A 23,390-nucleotide genomic window follows, 5' to 3' on the forward strand; every position below is an offset into this window, starting at 1 on the left:
CGACCACCCCGGGGCCCGGCCCCGTCCGCACGCCCGCGTCCCGCTCAGCCCGTGCGGAGTTCCGCCTCGATGAGGTCCGCCGCGCGGGGTGCGCCGCCCTCCGCCGCCATCTGCGCCTGGATCGCGGCGAGTCGGGCGGCGACCTCGGGGTCGCCGGCCAGGGTGAGGACCGCCTCGCGCAGGGCCTCGGGGGTGGCCTCGTCCATCGGCAGGTGGCGGGCGACCCCGAGCGCCTGGAGCATGTCCGCGTTGCCGAACTGGTCGACCGCCTGCGGGACCGCCACCATCGGGGTCGCCGAGGCGAGCCCCTCGCTGCTGCTGCCCGCCCCGGCGTGGGTGACGAACGCGTCGGCGCGGCGCAGCACGGCGAGCTGCGGCACCCAGCTGTGCACGGAGACGTTCGCCGGGATCTCCCCCAGCTCCGCCGGGTCGACGAACTTCCCGATCTGGAGCACCACGTCCCAGCCGGGCAGGTCCGCGAACGCCTCGATGCAGGCCCGGTAGAACGCGGGCTGCTTGGTGAACGCCGAGCCGAGCGAGACGAGCAGCACCTTCCGGTCGCCGGCCGGCGGCTGCCACTGCCCCAGTTCCGCCCGCTGCCCGGAACACGCACCGACGAACGAGTAGACCTCCCGGTCCACCCGGTCCGCGTGCGGCTGGAACACCTCCGGAATCAGCACGAGGCAGCGGTCGGGCCGCCCCATGAAGCGGTCGACGTCCATCCCGATCCCGTTCTCCGCGAGCCAGCCGGCGAACGTCCCGTAGAAGGCCTTGCCGCGCGGGGTCTGCTTCAGCGGGTCGAACAGCGGGGCCGCGACCTCCTCCTCGTACCCCTCCCAGGCGACCAGGCTCGGTGAGAGCTGCACGATCGGGACGTCCCAGCGGTGGGCGAGGACGCGCGCCGGGTACGCGCAGAAGTCGTACAGGACGAGGTCCGGCTCGTCCCCGGCGTACGCGGCGGCCTGCTGCGGCAGCGCCTGGAGCGCGTCGGTGAGGAACGGCTCGATGATGTCGATGAGTTCGGTGCCCCACGCGTCCGGGTCGTCGTCGGTCGGCAGCGTCGAGGTCCAGAGCTTCGGCTCCGCGCCGGTCTCGGCGACCTTCGCGGCGAACGCCTCCGGGATCGCGTACGTGACGCGGTGGCCCCGGGCGACGAGCTCGCGGATGATCTCGAGGCTCGGGTTCACGTGCCCGTGGGCGGCGATGGAGAACATGGCGATGTGGGCGCGCGGGGTGGTGGTCATGCGCCCGACGTTAGACGAGACGATACGTATCGTGCAACGCAGTTCCCGGAGCGGTTCCGACGCCCGCAGGACGCCGACGCCCTCAGCGCTGGTACCGCGCCAGCACCAGGTTCCCGTCCTCCTCCAGCCGCCGGCGCAGCTCGTCCCCGTCGATCGCCCCGCTGTAGTACTCCTGCAGCGCCGGGGTGGCGACCTTGTCCTTCCACTCCGGGTAGCCGCGCACGGACGTCGCCGGCGCGGCGACCAGGTGCTCGGCGAGCGCGGCGCCGGTGGCCCAGCCGTTCTCCGCCGTGCGCAGGGCGGGGTCCTTCAGGGCCTCGGTGCCGGTGGGCAGCATCCAGTCGCCGACGGCGAGCCGGGCCATGTTCTCCGGCCGCAGGAAGAAGTCGATGAACGCGACCGCCTCCTCCTTGTGCGGGCTGTCCTCGGCGACGGACAGCGTCTGCGGGCTGACGCCCTGGGTGAGCCCGTCCGCCCCGGCGGGCGCGGGCAGCACCTGCCAGTCGAACCCCTCCGGGGCCTGCTGCATGATCTGCTGCCGGTAGGAGAAGCCGAGCGGCACCATCGCGTACTTGCCCCCGAAGAAGCCGGGCAGGGTGTCGGAGCCGCCCATGCCGAGAGTCGCGCGGGAGGCCGAGCGGTCGGTGTTGATCTGGTCGTGGATCGTGCCGGGCACCACCTGGTCGCCCTCCCGGACGTCGACGGTGACCTTGCCGTCGTCGCCCCGTTGGAACAGCGAACCGCCGGCGGACAGCGAGAGGTTGAGGGTGGCGGAGACGGGCTCCTTCAGCGGCCAGGCGGCCCCGTAGGTCCCGTCGCGGGTCAGCCGCTCGCTCGCCGCGCGGAACTCCTCCCAGCTCCACGGCCCCTCGGGCGTGGGCACCCGGACGCCCGACTCCTTCAGCAGGGTCCGGTTCGCGATCAGCACCCGGGGCTCCTGGAGGAACGGCACCCCGTACACCCCGTCGCCGAACGTGGTGGTGCGCCAGCTGCGTTCGGGGATGTCCGCGGTGAGCCGCTCGGGCAGCAGGCCGTCGAGGTCGGCCAGGTAGCCGCCGTAGGCGAAGTCGGCGAGGTCGTCGGAGGCGTCGTGGATGATGTCGGGCGCCTCGCCGCCCTCGAAGGAGGTGAGCAGCTGGTCGTGGACGCTGTCCCAGCTGCCCTGCACGTACTCCACCCGCACGTCGGGGTGGGCAGCGTTCCACTCCGCGATCAGCTCCCTGTTGGCCTCGACGGACTCCTTCTGCCAGGCGAGGGACTGGAAGCGGAGGGTGATCGGCCCGTCCGGGTCGGGGTCGTCGCCCGAGCAGCCGGCCAGGAGCAGGGCGAGCGCGGAGCAGACGGCGGTCAGCGCGGTGGCGGCGCGGCGGGTCCGGGCGGGCTGCGAGCGGCCGCGGTGCGGCGGGCGGGCGTCCCGGTCGGCCATCAGTGCTTCACCGCCCCGGCCAGCATGCCGCCGGTGATCCGCCGCTGGATGAGCGCGAAGACCACCAGGGACGGGATCGTGGCGAGGAAAGCGGCCGCGGCGAGCGGCCCGAGGTCGGCCACCCCCTCCGCGCCGAGGAACCGGGTGAGGATGACGGGCAAGGTCTGCCGCTCCGGGGTCTTGAGCAGGACGAGCGCGAAGAAGAACTCGTTCCACGCGGTGATGAACGCGAACAGGGCGGTGGCGACGATGCCCGGCGCGAGCAGCGGCGCGGTCACCGAGACGAGCGTCCGCACCCGGCCCGCCCCGTCGACCGCCGCGGCCTCCTCCAGCTCGCGCGGGACGGCCCGGACGTAGCCGACGAGCATCCAGAGGGCGAAGGGCAGCGACCAGACCACGTAGACCATGACCAGGCCGACCAGCGAGTTGATCAGGTGCAGGTTCTTCAGGACGAGGAACAGCGGGATGATCACCAGCACGAACGGGAACGCCTGGCTGACGACCACCCAGCCGGTGGCCGCGGAGGTCAGCTTCGAGCGGTGGCGGGCCATGACGAACGCCATCGGGGTGGCGATCACCACCGCGATCACGGCCGCCCCGAGCGCCACGGTGAGCGAGTTCAGCGCGGCGTGGAGCAGCGGCTGCTCGTCGAACGCCTGGCGGAAGTTGTCGAGCGTCGGGTGGAGCGGGATCCAGGTGGGGTCGAGCTTGCCCAGCTCCTGGGCCGGCTTGAAGGCGGTCGAGACCAACCAGAGGAACGGGAAGGCGAGGAAGACGAGGTACGCGAGCAGGGCGGCGTACTGGCCCGCCCGGGCCGGCCTCGACGTGCGCATCGTCACTGGTCCTCACTCCCCCGCAGCCGGCCGACCAGGTAGCACGCGAGGAGTACCGAGATGACGGCGACCATCACGCAGCCCATCGCCGCCGCGTACCCGAACTGGCCGTAGCGGAAGGCCTCCTCGTAGGCGAAGAGCATCGGCAGCCGGGTGCGGCCGCCGGGTCCGCCGCTGGTCAGCACGTAGACCAGGGCGAAGGAGTTGAAGTTCCAGATGAAGTTGAGCGCGGTGATCGCGAGCGCGATCGGCTTGATCGCGGGCCAGGTCACCACGCGGAAGCGGCGCCAGGCGCCCGCGCCGTCCATCGCGGCGGCCTCGTGGAGCTCGCGCGGGGTGTTCTGGAGGCCGGCGAGCAGGGTGACGGTGGTCTGCGGCATCCCGGCCCAGATGCCGACGACGATCACGGCGGGCAGCGCGGTGGCGAGTCCGGTGAGCCAGTCGCGGCCCTCGCCGAGGCCGAGTTCGCGGATCGTGTCGTTGAGGATGCCCGCGTCGGGGTTGTAGACGAGCCGCCACATGATGCCGACGACCACCTCGGGCATCGCCCACGGGACGATCGCGAGCGCGCGGGCCGCCCAGCGGAAGCGGAGGTTCTCGTTGAGGAGCAGCGCGAGGCCGAGCGCCAGGAGGAACTGCGGGACGGTGACGCCGACCGCCCAGACCAGACCGATCCGGAACGAGTCCCAGAACAGGGTGTCCTTGAGCAGGTCCTGGAAGTTCAGGAGCCCGATCCAGCGGGTCGGCTGGGTACGCCCCGACTGGGCGTCGGTGAACGCGAGCGCGACGCCGTAGAGGAGCGGGCCGACGCTGAGCAGCAGGATCGGGATCAGCGCGGGCAGCACGAGGAACCAGGCCCCGTGGTCCCGCCGTGCGGCATCCCGGGCTCCTGACCGCGCCTTTGCGGTCGTCATCGTCACGTGGGCGGCTCCTCAGGGCTCCGACGGCCTCGTCATCGTGCGGACGCGGCGGGGACTTCGTCATGGCGACCTGCAGGAATGCGAGACTTGAGGCGGACGCGGTCCGATCCGCGCCGTGCCACCGGCCGGCCCGGACCGCCGGAGCGACGGAAGGGATCGGACGGCCATGGACGAGGCACGGGCACGCGGGGTACTGGCGCGGGCGGGGATCGCCGCCGTGCTGGACGAGTCGGGCGCCGCCGGCAGCCGAACGGGCCCCTCGCTCGGGTCCGGCCCGGGGGCCGCGGAGGCGGGCGACGACACCGCGGCGGTGGCGGCCTCGCCCGCGGACCGCGCGCTCGCCGCGCGCGCGGAGCTGCTGTCGCTCGGCGAGAACGCGGTGTTCGCCGTCGGGGACGTCGTCGTCAAGGTCGGCCGCTCCGCGCCGGGGCTGCGGGAGCGGGCCACGCGCGAGCTGGCCGTCGCCGGGTGGCTGGAGACGGCCGGAGTCCCCGCCGTTCGGGCCGCGCACGGTGAGCCGCTGGTGGCCGACGGGCACCCGGTGACGCTGTGGCACCGGCTCCCGGACGCCGTACGCCCCGCCGGGGCGGCCGACCTCGCGCCGCTGCTGCGCGCCGTGCACGCGCTGCCCGAGCCGCCGCTGGCGCTGCCGCGCCGGGAGCTGCTCGGCGGGGTCGAGCGCTGGCTCGACCTGGCCGGGGACGCCGTCGACCCCGCCGACGCGGACTACCTGCGCGCCCGCCGCGACGGCTTCGCGCCCGCGGCCGCCGCCCTCACCCCGCACCTGCCGCCGGGCCCGATCCACGGTGACGCGCTCCCCCGCAACGTCGTGGTCGGCCCCGAGGGCCCGGTCCTGGTCGACCTGGAGACGTTCTCCGCCGACCTGCGCGAGCACGACCTCGTCGTCCTCGCCCTGTCCCGCGACCGCTACGGCCTCGACCCGGCCGCGTACGACGCCTTCACCGCGGCCTACGGCTGGGACGTCCGCGAGTGGGACGGCTGCGAGGTGCTGCGCGGCGCGCGCGAGACCGCCAGCTGCGCCTGGGTCGCGCAGCACGCCCCCACCAACCCCCGCGCACTCGCCGAGTTCCGCCGCCGCGTCGCCTCGCTGCGCGACGGCGACGCCACCGTCCGCTGGCACCCGTTCTGAGGCGGGTGCCCCCGCCGGTCCTCACAGGTCCCGGCCTCACACGTCCCGGCGCCGCACAACGAGCACCGCGACGACCGCCGCTGCGGCGGCCCACCCGCCGTACACGAGCCACGCCTCGGTGACGCTCGGCAGGTCCCCGCCGGTGCCGAAGCTCCGCCGCGGGTTCGTCACCAGCCGCTGCCAGGCGATGAGCGGCAGCGCCTCGCCGACCTCCGCTGTTCGCGCCTCTCGCGGACGCCGGCCGCCCCCTCCGCCCCGTCACCGCGCCCGGGGCGCGTGCGTGGCGTCCGGGCGCCCGTCCGGGACGCCGCCGCCCTGGCGGGGCCGGGGCAGCGCTGCCGCGCGCGGCAGCTCGCGCAGGGGCCACGCGGGGTCGATCGTCGCGTCCGACGACCCCTTGCGCCGGCGGAAGGACTCGAAGTCCGCGGCCCAGGCGGCGTACCACTCCACCTGGTGGTCGTGGAGGTCGTCCGGGGTCAGCGCGGCGATCCAAGGGTGCCGGTCGGCTATCGCGCACCCGACGAGCACCGCGGCGAGCGCGTCCGCGCCCGCCTCGTGCGCCGCGGAGAGCCGCACGCCGTACTCGGCGCACGCGGCCTCCAGGGTGCGCTTGCCGCGGCGGTACTTGTCGACCGCGCGGTCGATGGTGAGGGGGTCGACGACGGGGCCCGGCGCCGCGCCGCCGAGCCGCTCGCGCAGCGACGGCAGCGCGTGACGCCGCAGTTCGGCCGCCAGGAGGGAGAGGTCGAAGGCCGCGTTGTACGCCGCGACCGGCACGCCCGCCCGCCAGTGGCCGGCCAGCGCGTCCGCGATCTCGTCGGCGACCTCCGCCGCCGGCCGCCCCTCGGCCCGCGCCCGCGCGTCGGTGACGCCGTGGACCGCCGTCGCGTCCGCCGGGATGGGGACCCCGGGGTCGGCCAGCCACTCGCGCAGGCCGACGGTCTCCCCCGCCCGCACCTCGACGACCGCCGCGGTGACGATGCGCGAGGTGCCCGGATCGGTGCCGGTGGTCTCCAGGTCGAACCCGATCAGCAGGTCCCGGTGCCAGCCCGTGGTCATGGCGGCTCTCCTTAGCTGTGGCACGTGGTGCGGGTGTGCGTTCCCCAGTGGCTACCCACCCTCGCACGCCCCACTGACAATCCACCGAGCCGGACGGATCCCCCGAATCCACACCTGTCGGACCTTCAGGACACCGGCCGCGAATCCCCCCACGCGAGCTCGAACTCCTCGCGGTACGTCTCGAACAGACCGTGCTCGCCCGCCGGCTCCCCCGCCCTGACCACCCGGCCCCCGCCGCGCAGGACGAGCACCGGCGCCTCCATCCCGCGGGTCCGCCGCAGGTACGACTGCACGAGCGACACGCCGTCGGCCCCGTCCCCGTCGACCTGGTACGCGGTGAAGCGCGGCGTCTCGTCGAAGACGTGGATCTCGAACGCCCCCGGGTCCCGCAGCCGCGACCGCACCCGCCGCATGTGCAGGATGTTGGTCTCGACGGCCCGGCTCAGCTCGCCCTTGCGCAGGCCCAGTTCCCGCTCGCGCCGCTTGATCGCGCTGGAGGCGGGGTTCAGGAACAGCAGCCGCACCCGGCAGCCGGACTCCGCCAGCCGGATCAGCCGCCGCCCGGAGAAGTTCTGCACGAGCAGGTTGAGCCCTATGCCGATCGCGTCGAGCCGCCGCGCCCCGCCGAAGATGTCCTCGGCCGGGAAGCGCCGCAGCAGGCTGACCCGGTCCGGGTGGACGCCGACGACGTCCGCGTACCGGTCCCCCACGAGGCTCTCGACGGCGTCCACCGGCAGCCGCCGCCCGGCCGGCAGGTCGCCGCCGGAGCCGAGTATCGCGAGCAGCCGGGACGCGGCCCGCTCGGCCTGCGCGAGGACGGTCTCGGACAGCGCCCGGTTGCGGGAGACGACGTTGCGGGTGACCTCCAGCTCGTCGAGGGCCAGCTCGACGTCCCTGCGGTCGTCGAAGTACGGCTCGAAGCAGGGCCAGTGCTGGACCATCAGCTCGCGCAGCTGCGGCAGGGTGAGGAAGCTGAGGACGTTGTCGTCGGCCGGGTCGAGCAGGTACCCCTTGCGGCGGCTCACCTCGCGGACGGCGACGGCCCGCTGCACCCACTCCTGCCCGGCGTGCCCCGCCGCGGCGATGACCCAGTCGTCGCCGTGCACCGGCTCGTAGATGGGCCGCAGGACGGCGGAGACCACCGCCCGCAGCCGCTGCTCGACCAGGTTGAGCCAGATGTAGGCCCGTCCGGCGCGCCGGGCGCGGGTGCGGACCTCGTCCCAGGCCTCGGTGTCCCAGTCCAGCTCGGGGCCGATCTGCGTCACCGTCTCCATCGGGCGGGCCACGGAGACCGCGCCGGGCGGGACGTCCGGCGCGTCCCCCTCCTGGCCGCCGTCGCCAGGGGGCAGCTCAAGACCTCCCGAGCTCACCCGCGCAACCCCTTCCACGTCCCCGAGCAGATTCCCCCTCGGCCAGGCCGTCGGGGCCGGCCCGCGGACAGGCGACCGGTTCCCCGTTCAACGATCAAGGAAGACTACTCCGGCAGTGTAGGGGGGTGCACCCGGATGGTGTCACTCCTCCACGAGTTCTCCGAAGTCGGCAGTGGTTCCTCCGAATTGGGGCAGACTCTCGCCGGAACAAGCCCATGTCGAGCCCATGATGCCGGGCCCGGGGTGCCAAGGGTGGGAGAGACGACGCATGCAGGTCTGGCCGGGACAGATGTATCCGCTGGGCGCCACGTACGACGGCGCCGGCACCAACTTCGCGGTCTTCTCCGAGGCAGCGCACCGCATCGAGCTGTGCCTGCTCCACGACGACGGCTCGGAGACCGCGGTGGAGCTGCGCGAGACGGACGCGTTCGTCCGGCACGCCTACCTGCCCGGCATCATGCCGGGGCAGCGCTACGGGTTCCGGGTGCACGGCCCGTACAACCCGCGGAACGGCGAGCGCGCCAACTCCGCGAAGCTGCTGCTCGACCCCTACGCCAAGGCGATAAGCGGACAGATCGACTGGAACGAGACGGTCTACGGCTACCACTTCGGCAAGCCCGACTCCCGCAACGACCTGGACTCCGCGCCGCACACCATGGCCTCGGTCGTCATCAACCCGTACTTCGACTGGGGCGACGACCGCCCGCCGCGCCACGCCTACCACGAGACGGTCATCTACGAGGCGCACGTCAAGGGCCTCACCATGCTCCACCCGGACCTGCCCGAGGACATGCGCGGGACGTACGCCGCCCTCTCCCACCCGGCGATCATCGACCACCTGACGCAGCTCGGCGTGACCGCCGTCGAGCTGATGCCGGTCCACCAGTTCGTCAACGACCACCGGCTGGTCGACATGGGCCTGAACAACTACTGGGGCTACAACACGATCGGCTTCTTCGCCCCGCACAACACCTACGCCTCCTGGGGCGACCGCGGCGAGCAGGTGCTGGAGTTCAAGCAGGCCGTCAAGGCGCTGCACGAGGCGGGCATCGAGGTCATCCTCGACGTGGTCTACAACCACACCGCCGAGGGCAACCACCTCGGGCCCACGCTCTCCTTCCGCGGCCTGGACAACGCGTCCTACTACCGCCTGGTCGAGAACGACCGCCGCCACTACATGGACACCACCGGCACCGGCAACTCGCTCCTGATGCGCTCCCCGCACGTCCTGCAGCTCATCATGGACTCGCTGCGGTACTGGGTCACCGAGATGCACGTCGACGGCTTCCGCTTCGACCTCGCCGCCACCCTCGCCCGGCAGTTCCACGAGGTGGACCGGCTCTCGTCGTTCTTCGACCTCGTGCAGCAGGACCCGGTCGTCAGCCAGGTGAAGCTGATCGCCGAGCCCTGGGACGTCGGCGAGGGCGGCTACCAGGTGGGCAACTTCCCGCCGCTGTGGACGGAGTGGAACGGCAAGTACCGCGACACCGTCCGCGACATGTGGCGCGGTGAGCCGCGCACTCTGGCGGAGTTCGCCGGCCGGCTCACCGGCTCCTCCGACCTCTACCAGGACGACGGCCGCCGCCCGCTCGCCTCGGTCAACTTCGTCACCTGCCACGACGGCTTCACCATGCACGACCTGGTCTCGTACAACGAGAAGCGCAACGACGCCAACGGCGAGGACAACCGGGACGGCGAGAGCCACAACCGCTCGTGGAACTGCGGCGCGGAGGGCGAGACCGACGACCACGAGATCCTCGACCTGCGCGGCCGCCAGATGCGCAACATCATGGCCACCCTGCTGCTCTCCCAGGGCGTGCCGATGATCTCCCACGGCGACGAGTTCGCCCGCACCCAGCACGGCAACAACAACGCCTACTGCCAGGACAGCGAACTGGCCTGGGTGCACTGGCCGGAGCCCGGCGAGGAACCGGCACCGCTCCTGGAGTTCACCCGCGCGATGGTGCGGCTGCGCCGCGAGCACGCCGTCTTCCGCCGCCGCCGCTTCTTCCACGGCCGCCCCGTCGCCGGCACCCACGACGACCTCTCGGACATCGCCTGGTTCACCCCCGAGGGCGAGGAGATGAAGGGCGAGGACTGGCAGGCCGCGCACGCCAAGGCGCTCACCGTCTTCCTCAACGGCCACGCCATCAGCGAGCCGGGCCCGCGCGGCGAGCGGATCACCGACGACTCGTTCCTGCTGATGTTCAACGCGAGCGCCGAGACGATCGACTTCGCCGTCCCCGTCGACCACGGGCGGCAGTGGCAGGTCGTCGTCGACACCTCCGAGGCCCAGGGCGTCCCGCCGGGCGAGGGCCCCAAGGTCGCCCAGGGCGAGCACGTCACCCTGGTGGGCCGCTCCCTGGTGGTGCTGCAGCGCCCCGCCTGATCCGGGCTCCGGTGGGGCCGTACGGGCGTCAAGCGCGTACGGCCCCACCACTCGTACTGGTGTATCGGCGTCTCGTACACGCACAGAACGCCCGTCACGGGGTACGTCTGTTCGCATGACGCCCACCGCGACCTACCGCCTCCAACTCACCCCGGAGTTCCCCTTCTCGGCGGCGACGGCCGCCGTCCCCTACCTGGCCTCGCTCGGCATCTCCCACCTGCACCTGTCGCCCGTCCTGGAGGCCGTCCCCGGCTCCACCCACGGCTACGACGTGACCGACCCGGGCCGGGTGCGCGCGGAGCTGGGCGGCGAGGACGGCCTGCGCGAGCTGTCGAGGACCGCCCGCGAGCACGGCCTGGGTCTCGTCCTGGACATCGTCCCGAACCACATGTCCGCCTCCCCGAAGCACAACCACGCCCTCTGGGAGGTCCTCCGCGAGGGCCCGGACTCCCCCTACGCCCGCTGGTTCGACATCGACTGGGAGGCGGCCGGCGGGCAGCTCCTGATGCCGGTGCTCGGGGGGCGGGTCGGCGGGGAGCTGGAGCACCTGAAGGTCGACGGCGACGTCCTGCGCTACCACGACCACGCGTTCCCGCTGCGGGCCGGCACCGAGAAGCTGCCGCTGCCGGAGCTGCTCGACGCCCAGTGGTACCGGCTGGGCTGGTGGCGGCTGGCCCGCACCGAGCTGAACTACCGGCGCTTCTTCACCATCTCGGAGCTGATCGGCGTCCGCGTGGACGACGAGGAGGTCTTCCGCGCCACCCACGGCACGATCCTGCGGCTGCTCGACGAGGGTGTGGCGGACGGCCTGCGGATCGACCACCCCGACGGGCTGGCCGACCCCGAGGGCTATCTGCGCCGGCTCCACGAGGCCTCCGGCGGCCGGTGGACGGTGGTCGAGAAGATCCTCACCGACGGCGAACCGCTCCCGGCCTCCTGGCCGGTCGCCGGCACCACCGGCTACGACGCGCTGCGGCACGTGGACGGCCTGTTCACCGACCCCGTCGGCACAGGCGGGCTCCTGGACCACTACCGCGCCTACGCGAGCCCCCCGGGCGATCGCGGAGGCTACTGGCAGGCGACCGTCCGGCGGGCCGCGTACAAGGTGGTCACCCACGAACTGGCCGCCGAGGTCGACCACCTCACCCGCGCGGCCGCCGCCCTGTGCGCGACCGACCCGGCCCTGCGCGACCACGCCCCCTGGGCGCTGCGCACCGCGCTGCGCGAGCTGATGGTCCGGGTGCCGGTCTACCGCCCCTACGGCCCCGGCGACGAGGACGTCCTGACGCCGGGCGCGGCCGAGGAGGCGAGGGCCGCGTTCGTGGTCCCCGAGGAGGCCACCGCGGTCGACGCCGTACGGGACCTGGCGCTCGGCCGGCTCGGCGACACCCCGGCCCACCTGTCGTTCATGGCGCGCTTCGCCCAGACGGTGTCCGCGCTGCACGCCAAGTCGGTCGAGGACACCGCGTTCTACCGCTACCCCGTGCTGCTCTCGACCACCGAGGTCGGCGGGAACCCCGGTCGGCCCGGTGTCACCCAGGAGGAGTTCCACGCCTTCTGCGGCCGCCTCCAGCGCGACTGGCCGGAGACCGGCACGGTCCTGTCCACGCACGACACCAAGCGCAGCGCGGACGTCCGCGCCAGGATCGCGCTGCTCAGCGAGTGCCCCGAGCGCTGGGCGGAGCTGCTCGGCGGCCTGGACGGCGCGCAGGCCCCCGACCCGCATCTGGCGTGGGCGGCCTGGCAGACCGCGGTCGGCCTCGGCCTGCCCGACGCCGGTCGGCTCGGCGACGCGCTGCTCAAGCACGCCCGCGAGGCCGGGCTGCACACCAGCTGGACGGAGCAGGACCCGCTCTACGAGGACTCCGTGCGGGCGTTCGTCGAGGCGGGCCCCGCCGGGCCCGCCGGGTACACGGTGGCGCTGTTCGACGAGACGCTGTCCCCCTACGTCCGGGCGAACGTCCTGGGCACCGCGCTGCTGCACCTGACCATGCCCGGCGTCCCGGACGTGTACCAGGGCACCGAGCAGCTGTCGCTCACCCTGGTCGACCCCGACAACCGCCGGCCGGTGGACTTCGAGGCCCCCGAGGACGTCCCCGCCAACGGGCTGGCGCTCGAGAAGCACGCCCTGACGACCGCCGCCCTGCACCTGCGCCGCGACCGCCCCGAGCTGTTCGGCGCGCAGGCCGCGTACACCCCGCTGGCGGCCGACGGGCCGGCGGCTCAGCACTGCGTCGCCTTCGTGCGCTCCGGGGCCGTCCTGACGGCCGTCACGCGGCTCTCCCTGCGGCTGGAGGAGGCCGGGGGCTGGCGGGACACCCGCCTCACGCTCCCGGAGGGCCGCTGGGGCGACGCGCTGGCGCCGGACCGGCACTGGGAGGGCACGGTCGACCTGGCGGAGCTGCTCGGGGAGCGGCCGGTGGCGCTGCTGCGCAAGGTCTGAGGCGCCGGCGGGCGGCGGGACCCCGCGCGGGGGTCCGGCCGCCTGACGGTCCGTCAGCCCAGCACGCCCACGAGCGTGCGCCCTGACGACCCGTCAGCTTACGTAAGGCCGTCAGCGGGCGGTGAGCCGGAAGACCATCTGGCCGAACCCGATGTGGTCGCCCTCCCGGACGAGCGCCGTCCCGGTCACCCGCCGCCCGTTGACCGTGGTCCCGTTGGTCGATCCCAGGTCCCGCAGCACCCACGCCCCGCTCCGCAGCACCAGCTCGGCGTGGACCCGCGACACGGTGTCGTGGCTCAGCCGCAGCCCGTTCGACGGGTCGCGCCCGATCCGCAGCGGGTAGGGCCCGGGCTCCGGGAGCATCAGCTTCGGCAGCCGCTCCGCCTGCCAGGCCCGCCGCATCCGCTCAGGGAACCCGGAGACCGCGGACACCGCGCCGAACATCCGCTCGGACCACCCGCCGCCCTCCGGCCGCAGGTCCGCCGTCAGCAGCCGCAGATCCTCCGACCGCCTTGCCGCGAGAGCGAGTTCCATCCGCCGCACGAACGTGTCGTGCGACAGCTTCCCCTGCGCCGCGCCCTCCCGCAGCACGTCGAGCACCCGGTCCCGCTCGGCGTCGGACGGCCGAGCGGGGAAGGGGTGGAACTCGAAGGACGACGTCACAGGGCTGATTGTCGGCCAGCGCGCCGCGGTGTGTCCACAAGGTGTCGTCCGGCCACCCGCGCGGGAGGGCGCCGAGATCGCCCCGCTGACCCTACGCTGGGCACTCTGCTGCAGGCGAAGGGGGCAATCGATGCTGTTCGAGGTATGGGCACCGCGCGCGGAGCGCGTCGAGATCGAGGTCGACGGCGACCGGCACACGCTGGACAACGACCCGCAGCGCAGGGGCTGGTGGACCGTCGAGGCCCCCGCCCAGGACGGCTCGCGCTACGGCTACTCCCTCGACGGCGGCCCCCTGATCCCCGACCCCCGCTCCCGCCGCCAGCCCGAGGGCCCCGACGGCCCGAGCGCCGTCGTCGACCACGACCTCTTCGCCTGGTCGCACGAACGCCCCGCGCACGACTCCCTGCAGTCGGCCGTCGTCTACGAGCTCCACGTCGGCACCTACACCCCCGAGGGCACGCTGGATGCCGCCGCGGCCCGCCTCCCCGAACTGGTCGAACTCGGCATCACACACGTCGAGTTGATGCCGCTGTGCCCCTTCCCCGGCACCCACGGCTGGGGCTACGAGGGCGTCTCCCTGTGGGCCGTCCACGAGCCCTACGGCGGCCCCGAGGCCCTCAAGCGGTTCGTGGACGCGGCGCACGGCCAGGGCCTCGCCGTCGTCCTGGACGTGGTCCACAACCACCTGGGCCCCACCGGCAACTACCTGCCCCAGTACGGCCCTTACTTCACCGACACCCACCACACGCCCTGGGGCGCGGCCGTCAACCTCGACGCCCCCGGCTCCGACGAGGTCCGCGCCTACCTGCTGGGCAGCGCGCTGGCCTGGCTGACCGACTACCGGATCGACGGGCTGCGCCTGGACGCCGTGCACGCCCTCGCCGACGACCGGGCGCTGACGTTCCTGGAGGAGCTCTCGGCCGCGACCGACGCGCTGCCGGGCACCCCGCGCTTCCTGATCGCCGAGTCCGACCTCTGCGACCCGCGCACCACCACCCCGCGCGAGCGCGGCGGACTCGGCCTGCACGCCCAGTGGAACGACGACTTCCACCACGCCCTGCACACCACCCTGACCGGCGAGAGCGCCGGGTACTACGCCGACTTCGCCCGCGCCCCGCTCGCCGGGCTCGCCAAGACCCTCACCGACGTCTTCTTCCACAACGGCACCTGGTCGTCGTTCCGCGAGCGCCACCACGGCCGCCCCGTGCACCGCGCCGGCACCCCCGCGCACCGCTTCCTCGGCTACGCCCAGACCCACGACCAGATCGGCAACCGCGCCCTCGGCGACCGGCTCGCCGCCTCCCTCTCCCCCGGCCTGCTCGCCTGCTCCGCGGCGCTCACCCTGACCGGCCCGTTCGTGCCGATGCTGTTCATGGGCGAGGAGTGGGGCGCGAGGACCCCCTGGCAGTTCTTCACCGACCACCGGGACCCCGAACTCGCCGAGGCCGTACGGCAGGGGCGCCGGCGGGAGTTCGCCGCGCACGGCTGGGCCGAGGAGGAGATCCCCGACCCGCAGGACCCCGCCACCCGCGACCGCTCCGTCCTCGACCGCGCCGAGCGCGACCAGGAGCCGCACGCCCGCCTGCTCGCCTGGCACCGCCGGCTCATCGCCCTGCGCCGCGCCCACCCCGACCTGACCGACCCCGACCTCGCGTCGGTGCGGGTGGCGTACGACGAGACGGCCCGCTGGATCGCCTTCCGGCGCGGCGACATCCGCGTGGTCGCCAACTTCTCCAAGGACGCCGTGGAGGTCCCCCTCGGCGGCGAGAGCACCCGCGTCCTCGCCGCCTGGCAGCCCGTCGAACTGCCGGGCCCGGACGGCGTCCTGACCCTCCCGGCCGAGTCCTGCGCGCTGCTGCAGTGACGGTGCGCGCGCCCCGCGGGGACGCGGCCTACTCCACCGGCGCCAGCTCCCGCGGGGTCGCGTTCAGGCGGCGTCCGCCGTCCTCGGTGACCGTCATGATGTCCTCGATCCGCACCCCGAACCGCCCGGGCAGGTAGACGCCGGGCTCGATGGAGAAGCACATGCCGGGGAGGAGCTCCTGCTCCTCCCCCTCCACCACGTACGGCGGCTCGTGGGTCGAGACGCCGATGCCGTGCCCGGTGCGGTGGATGAACCGGTCGCCGTAGCCGAACTCGGTGATCACCGCGCGGGCCGCCCGGTCCACGTCCTGCAGGGCCACGCCCGGGCGGACCGCGGCGCAGGCCGCCTGCTGCGCCTCGCGCACGATGTCGTGGACCCGCTGCTCCTCGGCCGTCGGCTCCCCGACGTGCACGGTCCGCGAGGTGTCGGACCCGTACCCCCCGAGGAGTCCGCCGAAGTCGAGCACGACCATGTCGCCGCGCTCGATGACGCGTTCGCCGGCCTCGTGGTGCGGGTCCGCCCCGTTCGGGCCGGAGCCGACCACGGTGAAGTCGACCTGCTCGTGCCCGAACCGCCGCAGCAGCGCGTCGAGTTCGGCGGCGATGTCGCGCTCGCGCCGCCCGGAGAACCGGACCTTGAGGATCTCCCCGTAGGTCGCGTCCGCCGCCGCCCCGGCCGCGGCGAGGCGTTCGAGCTCGGCGGCGTCCTTCACCGCGCGCAGCATCGGCAGCGCGCGGCTGAGCGGCGCGTAGGCGGCGTCGGGGACGCGCTCGCCGAGGGAGAGCAGGTGCAGCGCCCAGGCGTTGTCGCTGACCCCGAACCGGCCGCCGCCGAGGAGCGGGGCGGTGAGCGCGTACGGGTCCTGGGCGTCGGTCCAGTCCCGCAGGGCGAGCGCGGGCGCGCCGGCCGCCTTCGCGGCGTCGGGCGCCTCCAGCGCGGGCACGACGAGCTGCGGCTCGCGGCCCTCGGCGAGGACGAGGAGGGTGAGCCGCTCGGTCTCGGCGGGCGGCCGGTAGCCGGTGAGCCACGTGAGGTCCGGGCCCGGCGCGATCAGCAGCCCGGCGAGTCCGGCCGCGCTCGCGGCGAGTGCGGCGCGCTCCATGCGGGCGCGGTAGTCGTCGACGGTGAAGGGGGTGAAGTCCATTCCGTCATCCTGGTCGCCGGAGGACCGCCGGCGCGAGGCGATATCGAGCGGGTGCCGCCTCAGCCGCCGAACCGGCGGACGTAGGACTTCTGCCAGGGCGTCTCGACCGCCCGCCGGTCGTAGCGGCTCCGCACGTAGGCGACCGCCCGCTCCGGGGGGACGCCGTCCAGGACGGCCAGGCAGGCGAGCGCCGTGCCGGTGCGGCCGCGGCCGCCGCCGCAGGCGAGCTCGACGCGCTCGTCCGCGGACCGCTCCCAGACCTCCGCCAGCACCGACCGGGCCTCCGCGCGGTCCGACGGCAGCCGGAAGTCGGGCCAGCGCAGCCAGCGCGCCTCCCAGGGCTGCGGCGGGGGCGCGGCGCCGAGCAGGTAGACGCCGAAGTCCGGCCGTGCGGCGTCCTCGGCGAGCGGCCGCCGCAGCCCCCGGCCGCGCACCAGCCGCCCCGAGGGCAGTTCGAGCACTCCCGTCGCACCCTTGTCCCAGGTCATCCCTCGACCCTAGGACCGCGGTCGCCGCCGTGGACCTGAACGGCCGCTTCCGTCAGCGCGTCGAGGACCGGCCGGATCAGCGGGTGGCCCTCCGCGCCCCGCCGCACCGCCGCGAACACCCGCCGGGTGGGCGCGGTCCCGTCCACCGGGCGGACCGCCGCCCCCGCCGGGTCGAGGCCCCGCAGCGCAGAGCGCGGCACCAGGGCGACGCCCGCGCCCGCACCGGCGAGCGCGACGACCGCGCGGAAGTCGTCGGAGGAGTGCGTGAGGCGCGGCTCGAAGCCCGCGAACTCGCAGGCGAGCACCACCACGTCGTGGCAGGGGTTGCCGGGGTAGGGCCCGATCCAGTCGTCCTTGGCGAGCCCGGCCAGCGGCACCCGCTCGCGCACCGCCAGCGGATGCCCGGCCGGCAGCACGGCGTCGAACGGCTCGGCGTGGAGCGGCACCCGGGCCAGCCGCCGGTCGTCGGCGTCGGGCGCGCCCCGGTACTCCACCGCGACGGCCACGTCGACCTGCCGGTCGAGGACCATCGGCAGGCTCGCGTCACCCTCCGCGTCCCGCACCCGGACCTCGATCCCGGGCCGGGTCGCGGCCAGCGCGGCGATCGCGGGGGCGACGACCAGGCCGATGCCGGTCGCGAACGCGGCGACGGTCACGACACCGGCCGTCCCCGCGTCGTACGCGGCGAGCTCGGCCTCGGCCCGCTCCAGGGTGGCGAGCACGGTGTGGGTGTGGGCCAGCAGGATCTCGCCGGCCGCGGTCAGCGTGACGCCGCGCGCGCCGCGCTCGACCAGCCGGTGGCCGGTCTCCTGTTCCAGCGCGGCGAGCTGCTGGGAGACGGCGGAGGGAGTCAGGTACAGCGCGGCGGCCGCCGCGGTCACCGTGCCGTGGTCGGCCACCGCTCGCAGGATGTGCAACCGCCGCGCCTCGATCATGCGGCCATTGTCCCAGGCCGCGGGGGCGGGCCGGAGGGCGCACGCCCCCGGCGGCCTCAGACCGCCTCGCGCTCCAGCGCGGCGCGGGCGTCGACGAACGCGTCCACCGCGCGGTCGACGTCCTCCGCGGAGTGCGCGGCCGACAGCTGCACCCGGATCCGCGCCTGCCCCTGCGGCACGACGGGGAACGAGAACCCGATCACGTACACCCCGCGCTCCAGGAGCAGCTCGGCGAGGCGCCCGGCCTTCGCCGCGTCGCCGATCATGACGGGGGCGATGGGGTGGTCGCCCGGCAGGATCTCGAAGCCGGCCTCGGTCATCCGCGACCGGAACCGCGCGGTGTTCGCGGCCAGCTGCTCGCGAAGCCCGCCGGAGGTCTCCAGGAGGTCGATGACCTTCAGCGAGGCGGCGGCGATGACGGGCGCGAGGGTGTTGGAGAACAGGTACGGGCGCGAGCGCTGCCGCAGCAGGGCGACGATCTCCGCGCGGGCGGCGACGTAGCCGCCGGAGGCCCCGCCGAGCGCCTTGCCGAGCGTGCCGGTGATGATGTCGACCCGGTCCATGACGCCGTGCAGCTCGGGGGTGCCGCGGCCGCCGGCGCCGACGAAGCCGACCGCGTGCGAGTCGTCGACCATCACCATCGCGTCGTAGCGCTCGGCCAGGTCGCAGATCTCCGCGAGCGGGGCGACGTAGCCGTCCATCGAGAAGACGCCGTCCGTGACGATCAGCCGGCGGCGGGCGTCGGCGGACTCCTTCAGTCGCTGCTCCAGCTCGGCCAGGTCGCGGTTGGCGTAGCGGTAGCGGCGGGCCTTCGACAGGCGGATGCCGTCGATGATCGAGGCGTGGTTCAACGCGTCGGAGATGACGGCGTCCTCGGGGCCGAGGAGGGTCTCGAAGACACCGCCGTTGGCGTCGAAGCAGGAGGAGTAGAGGATCGTGTCCTCCTGGCCGAGGAAGCCCGACAGCCGCGCCTCCAGCTCCTTGTGCACCTCCTGGGTGCCGCAGATGAAGCGGACGGAGGCCATGCCGTAGCCCCACCGGTCCAGCGCCTCATGCGCGGCGGCGAGGACCTCGGGGTGGTCGGCGAGACCGAGGTAGTTGTTCGCGCAGAAGTTCAGGACCTCGCCGCCCTCGACGCCGCCGCTGACCCCGACCCGGGCGTTCTGCGGGGTGCTGATGACACGTTCGGGCTTGTGCAGCCCGGCGGCCTTGATCTCGTCGAGGGTGGCACGCAGGTCGTCGCGTACGGAGTCGAACATGGGGTGATTCCTCCGGGGTGGTTGGGGGGCGGAGCGGGGAGGGCGGCGTACGGGGCGGGCGACAAACCGGACGGGGCGGTGCGATGCGGTAACGGCACGAAGCGGCGGGGACGGGCCCGGTTCGGGCGCTACGAGGGGTCCTGGTCGGGGCGGGTGCGGGGCGAGTATGCGAGCCTGCTCGGGGCGGGTGCGGGGGTGCCATGCGAGCCTGGTCGGAACCGGTTCGAGCCCTGCGAGCAAGCCTGGTCGAGGGGGCGCGGGCTCCGCACGCAAGCCGATGCGGGCCAGGCGCGGGGCCTGGTGCGCGAGCCCGGTCGGCCAGGCGCGGGGCCTGGTGCGCGAGCCCGGTCGGCCAGGCGCGGGGCCTGGTGCGCGAGCCCGGTCGGCCAGGTGCCGGGGACACGCTCCCCCCGCTCCCCCGGCCCGCACCGCACGGCGGTCCCCTCAGCCCGTCGCCGTCCAGTCCAGGATGACCTTCCCGCCGTGCCCGCTCGCCGCCTCGTCGAAGGCCGCCTCGAAGTCGCGGTACCCGTACCGGCCGGTGATGACGGGGCTGAGGTCGAGACCGCCCTCGAGCAGCACCGACATCGCGTACCAGGTCTCGAACATCTCGCGGCCGTAGATGCCCTTGATCGTGATCATGGAGGTGACGATCTTCGCCCAGTCGACGGCGAACTCCTCGGCCGGCAGGCCGAGCATCGCGATCCGGCCGCCGTGGGTCATGTTCGCGATCATGTCGCGCATCGCGACCGGGTTGCCGGACATCTCGAGCCCGATGTCGAAGCCCTCGCGCAGACCGAGCTTCTGCTGGCCGTCCGCGATGCTCGACTCGGCCACGTTCAGCGCGAGGCTGACGCCGACCTTGCGGGCGATCTCCAGGCGCTCCTCGCTGACGTCGGTGATCATCACCTGGCGGGCGCCCGCGTGCTTGGCGACGGCGGCAGCCATGACGCCGATCGGACCCGCACCGGTGATCAGCACGTCCTCGCCGACCAGCGGGAAGGACAGCGCGGTGTGCACGGCGTTGCCGAACGGGTCGAAGATCGCGGCGATGTCCAGGTCGACGGGGACCCGGTGCACCCACACGTTCTGGGCCGGCAGCGCCACGTACTCGGCGAACGCGCCGTCCCGGCCGACGCCGAGGCCGATCGTGTTGCGGCACAGGTGACGCCGACCGGCCAGGCAGTTGCGGCACTTCCCGCAGACGAGGTGGCCCTCGCCGCTGACCAGGTCGCCGACGGCGATGTCCGCCACGTCGGAGCCGACCGCCGCGACCTCGCCGACGAACTCGTGGCCGACCGTCAGGGGGGTCGTGATCGACTGCTGCGCCCAGCCGTCCCAGGCCCGGATGTGCAGGTCGGTGCCGCAGATGCCGGTGCGCAGCACCTTGATCAGCACGTCGCCGGGCCCGGTCTCCGGTTCGGGGACGTCGACCAGCCACAGTCCCGGCTCGGCGTTCTGCTTCACAAGTGCCTTCACGGCTGCGACTCCCGTAGTCCCTGGGGCGGATGACCCGTACGGACAAACCTGCCGCACCCCGCATCCGGCGTCCATCGAGCTTTTCTTAACCTCCGCCACAGCTTCGCTTCACGCCACCCGGCACCGGACCAGGAGGTACGCTGCAGGATTCCGGTGTTACGTATGACTACCCCTGGAGACCGCCGTGCCCCAGCGCCACCTCGCCCTGACCACCCTGGTCGTGCGGGACTACGACGAGGCCATCGCCTTCTTCACCGACGCCGTCGGCTTCGAGCTCGCCGAGGACACCGACCGCGGGAACGGCACCCGCTGGGTCGTCGTCCGCCCGACCCCGGACGGCCCGCACGGCCCGGGCCTGCTGTTGGCGCGGGCGAAGAACGACGACGAGCGCGCGGCGGTCGGCAACCAGACCGGCGGGCGGGTCGCCTTCTTCCTCCACACCGACGACTTCGCCGCCGACCACGCCCGCATGCTGGACGCCGGCGTCCACTTCCTGGAGGAGCCGCGGCACGAGCCGTACGGCTCGGTGGCCGTGTTCGAGGACGTCTGCGGCAACCGCTGGGACCTCCTGCAGCCTGCCGGATGATCCTGCGTCACCGCAGGTCAGAGGCCTGTTATCCGAGATGACAACGGTCACCGGTACAGCCTTTGACGAGGTGCGGGAGGGTGCGCTTCACTGCGGGCTCCAGGGCGTCCTGGAACCGACACGGGGAGGCATCGCCGGCCATGGGCGGACACCAGCACGGCACGCGGGACGGCCACGGCGGAACGCGCACGGGCGGGCCCGGTCGGGCCCCGGCCGCCGATGACGGGCACGGCCACGGCGGGCACAGCCACGGGGTGAGCCCCGAGGCCGACCGCCGCTGGCTCTCCCTGGCCCTCGCCCTGATCACCGGCTTCATGGCCGTCGAGGTCGTGATCGGCATCGCCGCCAACTCGCTCGCCCTCATATCCGACGCGGCCCACATGCTCACCGACGCCGCCGCCATCGTCCTCGCGCTCGTCGCCATGCGCCTGGCCGCGCGCCCCGCGAAGGGCGGCTTCACCTACGGCCTCAAGCGCGCGGAGATCCTCTCCGCCCAGGCCAACGGCCTCAGCCTCCTGCTGCTCGCCGTCTGGCTGACCTACGAGTCCATCGAACGGCTCATCGACCCACCCGAGGTGACCGGCTCCCTGGTCGTCTGGACGGCGCTCGCGGGCATCGTCGTCAACATCGCGGCGGCCTGGTGCCTGTCCCGCGCCAACCGCTCCTCGCTGAACGTCGAGGGCGCCTTCCAGCACGTCCTCAACGACCTGGCCGCGTTCGTGGCGAGCGCGGTCGCGGGCCTGGTCGTCGTCCTCACCGGCTTCGCCCGAGCCGACGCGCTGGCCACGCTCGTCGTCGTCGCCCTGATGGTCAAGGCCGGCTACGGCCTCCTCCGCGACTCCGGCCGCATCCTCCTGGAGGCCGCCCCCGCCGACCTCGCCCCCGACGCCATCGGCGCCGGCCTCGCGGCCGTCCCCTCCGTCGCCGAGGTCCACGACCTCCACGTCTGGACCATCACCTCCGGCCAGCCCGCCCTCTCCGCCCACGTCCTCGTCACCCCCGGCGGCGACTGCCACGCCATCCGCGCCGCCATGGAAACCCACCTCCGCGACGAGTACGCGATCACCCACACCACCCTCCAGGTCGACCACGTGCCCTCGGACACCCTCGAACTCACCACCACCCCGCACGACCGGGCCCCCGCGGCGGCCCACTGCGGCCGGCCCTGAACCCGCCGGGCCGCTCCCCCGGCGGCGTGCCGTCAGCCCGCGAGAAGGAGCTGCGTGCCGCCGAGGAGTGTCATGCCGATGACGAGGCGGTCGAAGAGCTTCTGGTCGATGCGGTGGACGCAGGCGCGGCCGAGGAAGGCGCCGGCGATGACGAAGCCGACCAAGGCGGCGTCCAAGAGGAGGGAGTGGGCATCGATCAGGCCGAGGCCGACGCTGAACGGCACCTTGAAGACGTTGACCACCAGGAAGAAGCAGGCCGAGGTGCCGAGGAAGCCCATCTTCCGGAAGCCGGCGGAGAGCAGGTAGAGGGACATGACGGGGCCGCCTGCGTTCGCGACCATCGTGGTGAAGCCGCCGAGCGCCCCGTACGAGCGGGACTTCAGCTTGCCGGCGCGTGACTCAGTGTCCGTCGCGTCGGGAGTCTGCCGTTCGTCCCGCGACGCCGCGGCGCGCTGCTTGCGCCGGCGTACGGCGGTGACGGCGAGCATGAAGAGCAGGATCGCGCCGATCGACCGGCTCATGACGTCGTCGTCGGCCCAGGCCAGGAAGGCCGTTCCGACCACCACGCCGGCGACGACCGCCGGGGTCATCCGCAGCAGGGTGGGCCAGTGTGCATGGCGCCAGTAGCTGGCCACCGCGAGCACGTCACCCACGATCAGCAGGGGCAGCAGGATGCCGGTGGACTCCCGGGCCGGAAGGACGGCCGCGAAGACGGCGAGGGTGATGGTGTTGGCGCCGTTCACGGCGGTCTTGGAGAAACCGACCAGCGTCGAGGCCAGGATGAGTGCGAGAAAGCCCCAGGGGCCCACGGATATGTCCACACACAAAAAATGCCCCCGTTCCTGGAACGAGGTCCAGGAACGGGGGCGAAGTATTGTTCGGCGGCGTCCTACTCTCCCACAGGGTCCCCCCTGCAGTACCATCGGCGCTGTGAGGCTTAGCTTCCGGGTTCGGAATGTAACCGGGCGT

The 23,390-nt window shown here is 73.7% G+C and carries 20 protein-coding genes and 1 rRNA gene; 6 read left to right on the top strand and 15 right to left on the bottom strand.

What is annotated here, in order from left to right:
* Positions 1-44: 44 nt before the first annotated feature.
* The 4 genes from mgt to ACFWEG_RS20565 form a co-directional block, all read right to left on the bottom strand.
* Complete coding sequence (mgt, locus tag ACFWEG_RS20550; protein WP_387217089.1) at positions 45-1,244, bottom strand: macrolide-inactivating glycosyltransferase; 1,200 nt, start codon at positions 1,242-1,244, stop codon at positions 45-47.
* A gap of 82 nt (positions 1,245-1,326) precedes the next feature.
* On the bottom strand, positions 1,327-2,670 hold the full coding sequence (locus ACFWEG_RS20555; RefSeq protein WP_387217091.1) for an ABC transporter substrate-binding protein: 1,344 nt from the start codon (positions 2,668-2,670) through the stop codon (positions 1,327-1,329).
* Complete coding sequence (locus ACFWEG_RS20560; RefSeq protein ID WP_387217093.1) at positions 2,670-3,503, bottom strand: carbohydrate ABC transporter permease; 834 nt, start codon at positions 3,501-3,503, stop codon at positions 2,670-2,672. Before ACFWEG_RS20560 ends, ACFWEG_RS20555 begins: the two co-directional genes overlap by 1 nt.
* A gap of 2 nt (positions 3,504-3,505) precedes the next feature.
* Positions 3,506-4,417: a carbohydrate ABC transporter permease gene (locus tag ACFWEG_RS20565; protein ID WP_387217096.1), complete on the bottom strand. Its 912-nt coding sequence runs from the start codon at positions 4,415-4,417 to the stop codon at positions 3,506-3,508.
* Between the two features lie 172 nt (positions 4,418-4,589).
* Here ACFWEG_RS20565 and ACFWEG_RS20570 point away from each other — a divergent pair, with 172 nt between their 5' ends.
* Positions 4,590-5,573, top strand: a complete 984-nt coding sequence (locus tag ACFWEG_RS20570) for a phosphotransferase enzyme family protein (RefSeq protein WP_387217099.1) — start codon at positions 4,590-4,592, stop codon at positions 5,571-5,573.
* Positions 5,574-5,609: 36 nt separating this feature from the next.
* On the opposite strand, the gene ACFWEG_RS20575 is transcribed toward ACFWEG_RS20570, so the two are convergent.
* From ACFWEG_RS20575 to ACFWEG_RS20585, 3 genes are all read right to left on the bottom strand, one after another.
* Positions 5,610-5,744 (bottom strand): hypothetical protein, encoded by a 135-nt coding sequence (locus ACFWEG_RS20575; protein ID WP_387217102.1) that lies wholly within the window; start codon positions 5,742-5,744, stop codon positions 5,610-5,612.
* Positions 5,745-5,831: 87 nt separating this feature from the next.
* Positions 5,832-6,632, bottom strand: a complete 801-nt coding sequence (locus ACFWEG_RS20580; RefSeq protein ID WP_387217104.1) for a 3'-5' exonuclease — start codon at positions 6,630-6,632, stop codon at positions 5,832-5,834.
* A gap of 125 nt (positions 6,633-6,757) precedes the next feature.
* Positions 6,758-8,002, bottom strand: coding sequence for an SAV2148 family HEPN domain-containing protein (locus ACFWEG_RS20585; RefSeq protein WP_387217106.1), 1,245 nt, complete (start codon positions 8,000-8,002; stop codon positions 6,758-6,760).
* A gap of 268 nt (positions 8,003-8,270) precedes the next feature.
* Here ACFWEG_RS20585 and glgX point away from each other — a divergent pair, with 268 nt between their 5' ends.
* Both glgX and treY read left to right on the top strand, forming a co-directional pair.
* The gene (gene glgX / locus ACFWEG_RS20590) at positions 8,271-10,391 is read left to right on the top strand and encodes a glycogen debranching protein GlgX (protein ID WP_387217109.1); all 2,121 of its coding nucleotides are present in this window, start codon (positions 8,271-8,273) and stop codon (positions 10,389-10,391) included.
* A gap of 115 nt (positions 10,392-10,506) precedes the next feature.
* Complete coding sequence (gene treY, locus ACFWEG_RS20595; protein WP_387217111.1) at positions 10,507-12,834, top strand: malto-oligosyltrehalose synthase; 2,328 nt, start codon at positions 10,507-10,509, stop codon at positions 12,832-12,834.
* 111 nt (positions 12,835-12,945) lie between these two features.
* On the opposite strand, the gene ACFWEG_RS20600 is transcribed toward treY, so the two are convergent.
* Positions 12,946-13,497 (bottom strand): FHA domain-containing protein, encoded by a 552-nt coding sequence (locus tag ACFWEG_RS20600; RefSeq protein ID WP_387217113.1) that lies wholly within the window; start codon positions 13,495-13,497, stop codon positions 12,946-12,948.
* Between the two features lie 130 nt (positions 13,498-13,627).
* On the opposite strand from ACFWEG_RS20600, the gene treZ reads away from it, so the two are divergent.
* The gene (gene treZ, locus ACFWEG_RS20605) at positions 13,628-15,361 is read left to right on the top strand and encodes a malto-oligosyltrehalose trehalohydrolase (RefSeq protein WP_387217115.1); all 1,734 of its coding nucleotides are present in this window, start codon (positions 13,628-13,630) and stop codon (positions 15,359-15,361) included.
* Between the two features lie 28 nt (positions 15,362-15,389).
* Here the strand turns inward: treZ and ACFWEG_RS20610 are convergent, their stop codons facing one another.
* From ACFWEG_RS20610 to tdh, 5 genes are all read right to left on the bottom strand, one after another.
* Positions 15,390-16,505, bottom strand: coding sequence for a M24 family metallopeptidase (locus ACFWEG_RS20610; RefSeq protein ID WP_387217117.1), 1,116 nt, complete (start codon positions 16,503-16,505; stop codon positions 15,390-15,392).
* A 59-nt stretch (positions 16,506-16,564) separates the two neighbouring features.
* Positions 16,565-16,993 carry a protein phosphatase gene (locus ACFWEG_RS20615; protein WP_387217119.1) on the bottom strand — a complete coding sequence of 143 codons (429 nt, stop codon included), beginning with the start codon at positions 16,991-16,993 and terminating at the stop codon, positions 16,565-16,567.
* Positions 16,990-17,928, bottom strand: coding sequence for a LysR family transcriptional regulator (locus ACFWEG_RS20620; RefSeq protein ID WP_387217122.1), 939 nt, complete (start codon positions 17,926-17,928; stop codon positions 16,990-16,992). Before ACFWEG_RS20620 ends, ACFWEG_RS20615 begins: the two co-directional genes overlap by 4 nt.
* Positions 17,929-17,984: 56 nt before the next feature.
* Positions 17,985-19,187, bottom strand: a complete 1,203-nt coding sequence (locus ACFWEG_RS20625) for a glycine C-acetyltransferase (protein WP_387217124.1) — start codon at positions 19,185-19,187, stop codon at positions 17,985-17,987.
* 444 nt (positions 19,188-19,631) lie between these two features.
* Positions 19,632-20,666: an L-threonine 3-dehydrogenase gene (gene tdh / locus ACFWEG_RS20630; RefSeq protein WP_387217126.1), complete on the bottom strand. Its 1,035-nt coding sequence runs from the start codon at positions 20,664-20,666 to the stop codon at positions 19,632-19,634.
* Positions 20,667-20,850: 184 nt separating this feature from the next.
* Here tdh and ACFWEG_RS20635 point away from each other — a divergent pair, with 184 nt between their 5' ends.
* A complete protein-coding gene (locus ACFWEG_RS20635) occupies positions 20,851-21,252 on the top strand; it encodes a VOC family protein (RefSeq protein WP_387217129.1) in 402 nt (133 codons plus the stop codon).
* Positions 21,253-21,392: 140 nt separating this feature from the next.
* On the top strand, positions 21,393-22,421 hold the full coding sequence (locus ACFWEG_RS20640) for a cation diffusion facilitator family transporter (RefSeq protein ID WP_387217132.1): 1,029 nt from the start codon (positions 21,393-21,395) through the stop codon (positions 22,419-22,421).
* A gap of 32 nt (positions 22,422-22,453) precedes the next feature.
* Here ACFWEG_RS20640 and ACFWEG_RS20645 read toward each other — a convergent pair whose 3' ends face one another.
* Together ACFWEG_RS20645 and rrf are read right to left on the bottom strand one after the other, a co-directional pair.
* A complete protein-coding gene (locus ACFWEG_RS20645; RefSeq protein WP_387217134.1) occupies positions 22,454-23,242 on the bottom strand; it encodes a sulfite exporter TauE/SafE family protein in 789 nt (262 codons plus the stop codon).
* 55 nt (positions 23,243-23,297) lie between these two features.
* Positions 23,298-23,390 (bottom strand): 5S ribosomal RNA (gene rrf / locus ACFWEG_RS20650); the annotation flags it as partial.

Origin of the sequence: Streptomyces sp. NPDC060194 (assembly GCF_042728285.1) — a bacterium.
GTDB lineage: Bacteria > Actinomycetota > Actinomycetes > Streptomycetales > Streptomycetaceae > Streptomyces.

Excerpts from the sequence above, each read along its gene's own strand:
- mgt (WP_387217089.1), bottom strand. The coding sequence starts at position 1,244 with ATGACCACCACCCCGCGCGCCCACATCGCCATGTTCTCCATCGCCGCC.
- ACFWEG_RS20555 (WP_387217091.1), bottom strand. The coding sequence starts at position 2,670 with ATGGCCGACCGGGACGCCCGCCCGCCGCACCGCGGCCGCTCGCAGCCC.
- ACFWEG_RS20560 (WP_387217093.1), bottom strand. The coding sequence starts at position 3,503 with ATGCGCACGTCGAGGCCGGCCCGGGCGGGCCAGTACGCCGCCCTGCTC.
- ACFWEG_RS20565 (WP_387217096.1), bottom strand. The coding sequence starts at position 4,417 with ATGACGACCGCAAAGGCGCGGTCAGGAGCCCGGGATGCCGCACGGCGG.
- ACFWEG_RS20570 (WP_387217099.1), top strand. The coding sequence starts at position 4,590 with ATGGACGAGGCACGGGCACGCGGGGTACTGGCGCGGGCGGGGATCGCC.
- ACFWEG_RS20580 (WP_387217104.1), bottom strand. The coding sequence starts at position 6,632 with ATGACCACGGGCTGGCACCGGGACCTGCTGATCGGGTTCGACCTGGAG.
- glgX (WP_387217109.1), top strand. The coding sequence starts at position 8,271 with ATGCAGGTCTGGCCGGGACAGATGTATCCGCTGGGCGCCACGTACGAC.
- treY (WP_387217111.1), top strand. The coding sequence starts at position 10,507 with ATGACGCCCACCGCGACCTACCGCCTCCAACTCACCCCGGAGTTCCCC.
- treZ (WP_387217115.1), top strand. The coding sequence starts at position 13,628 with ATGCTGTTCGAGGTATGGGCACCGCGCGCGGAGCGCGTCGAGATCGAG.
- ACFWEG_RS20610 (WP_387217117.1), bottom strand. The coding sequence starts at position 16,505 with ATGGACTTCACCCCCTTCACCGTCGACGACTACCGCGCCCGCATGGAG.
- ACFWEG_RS20615 (WP_387217119.1), bottom strand. The coding sequence starts at position 16,993 with ATGACCTGGGACAAGGGTGCGACGGGAGTGCTCGAACTGCCCTCGGGG.
- ACFWEG_RS20620 (WP_387217122.1), bottom strand. The coding sequence starts at position 17,928 with ATGATCGAGGCGCGGCGGTTGCACATCCTGCGAGCGGTGGCCGACCAC.
- ACFWEG_RS20625 (WP_387217124.1), bottom strand. The coding sequence starts at position 19,187 with ATGTTCGACTCCGTACGCGACGACCTGCGTGCCACCCTCGACGAGATC.
- ACFWEG_RS20640 (WP_387217132.1), top strand. The coding sequence starts at position 21,393 with ATGGGCGGACACCAGCACGGCACGCGGGACGGCCACGGCGGAACGCGC.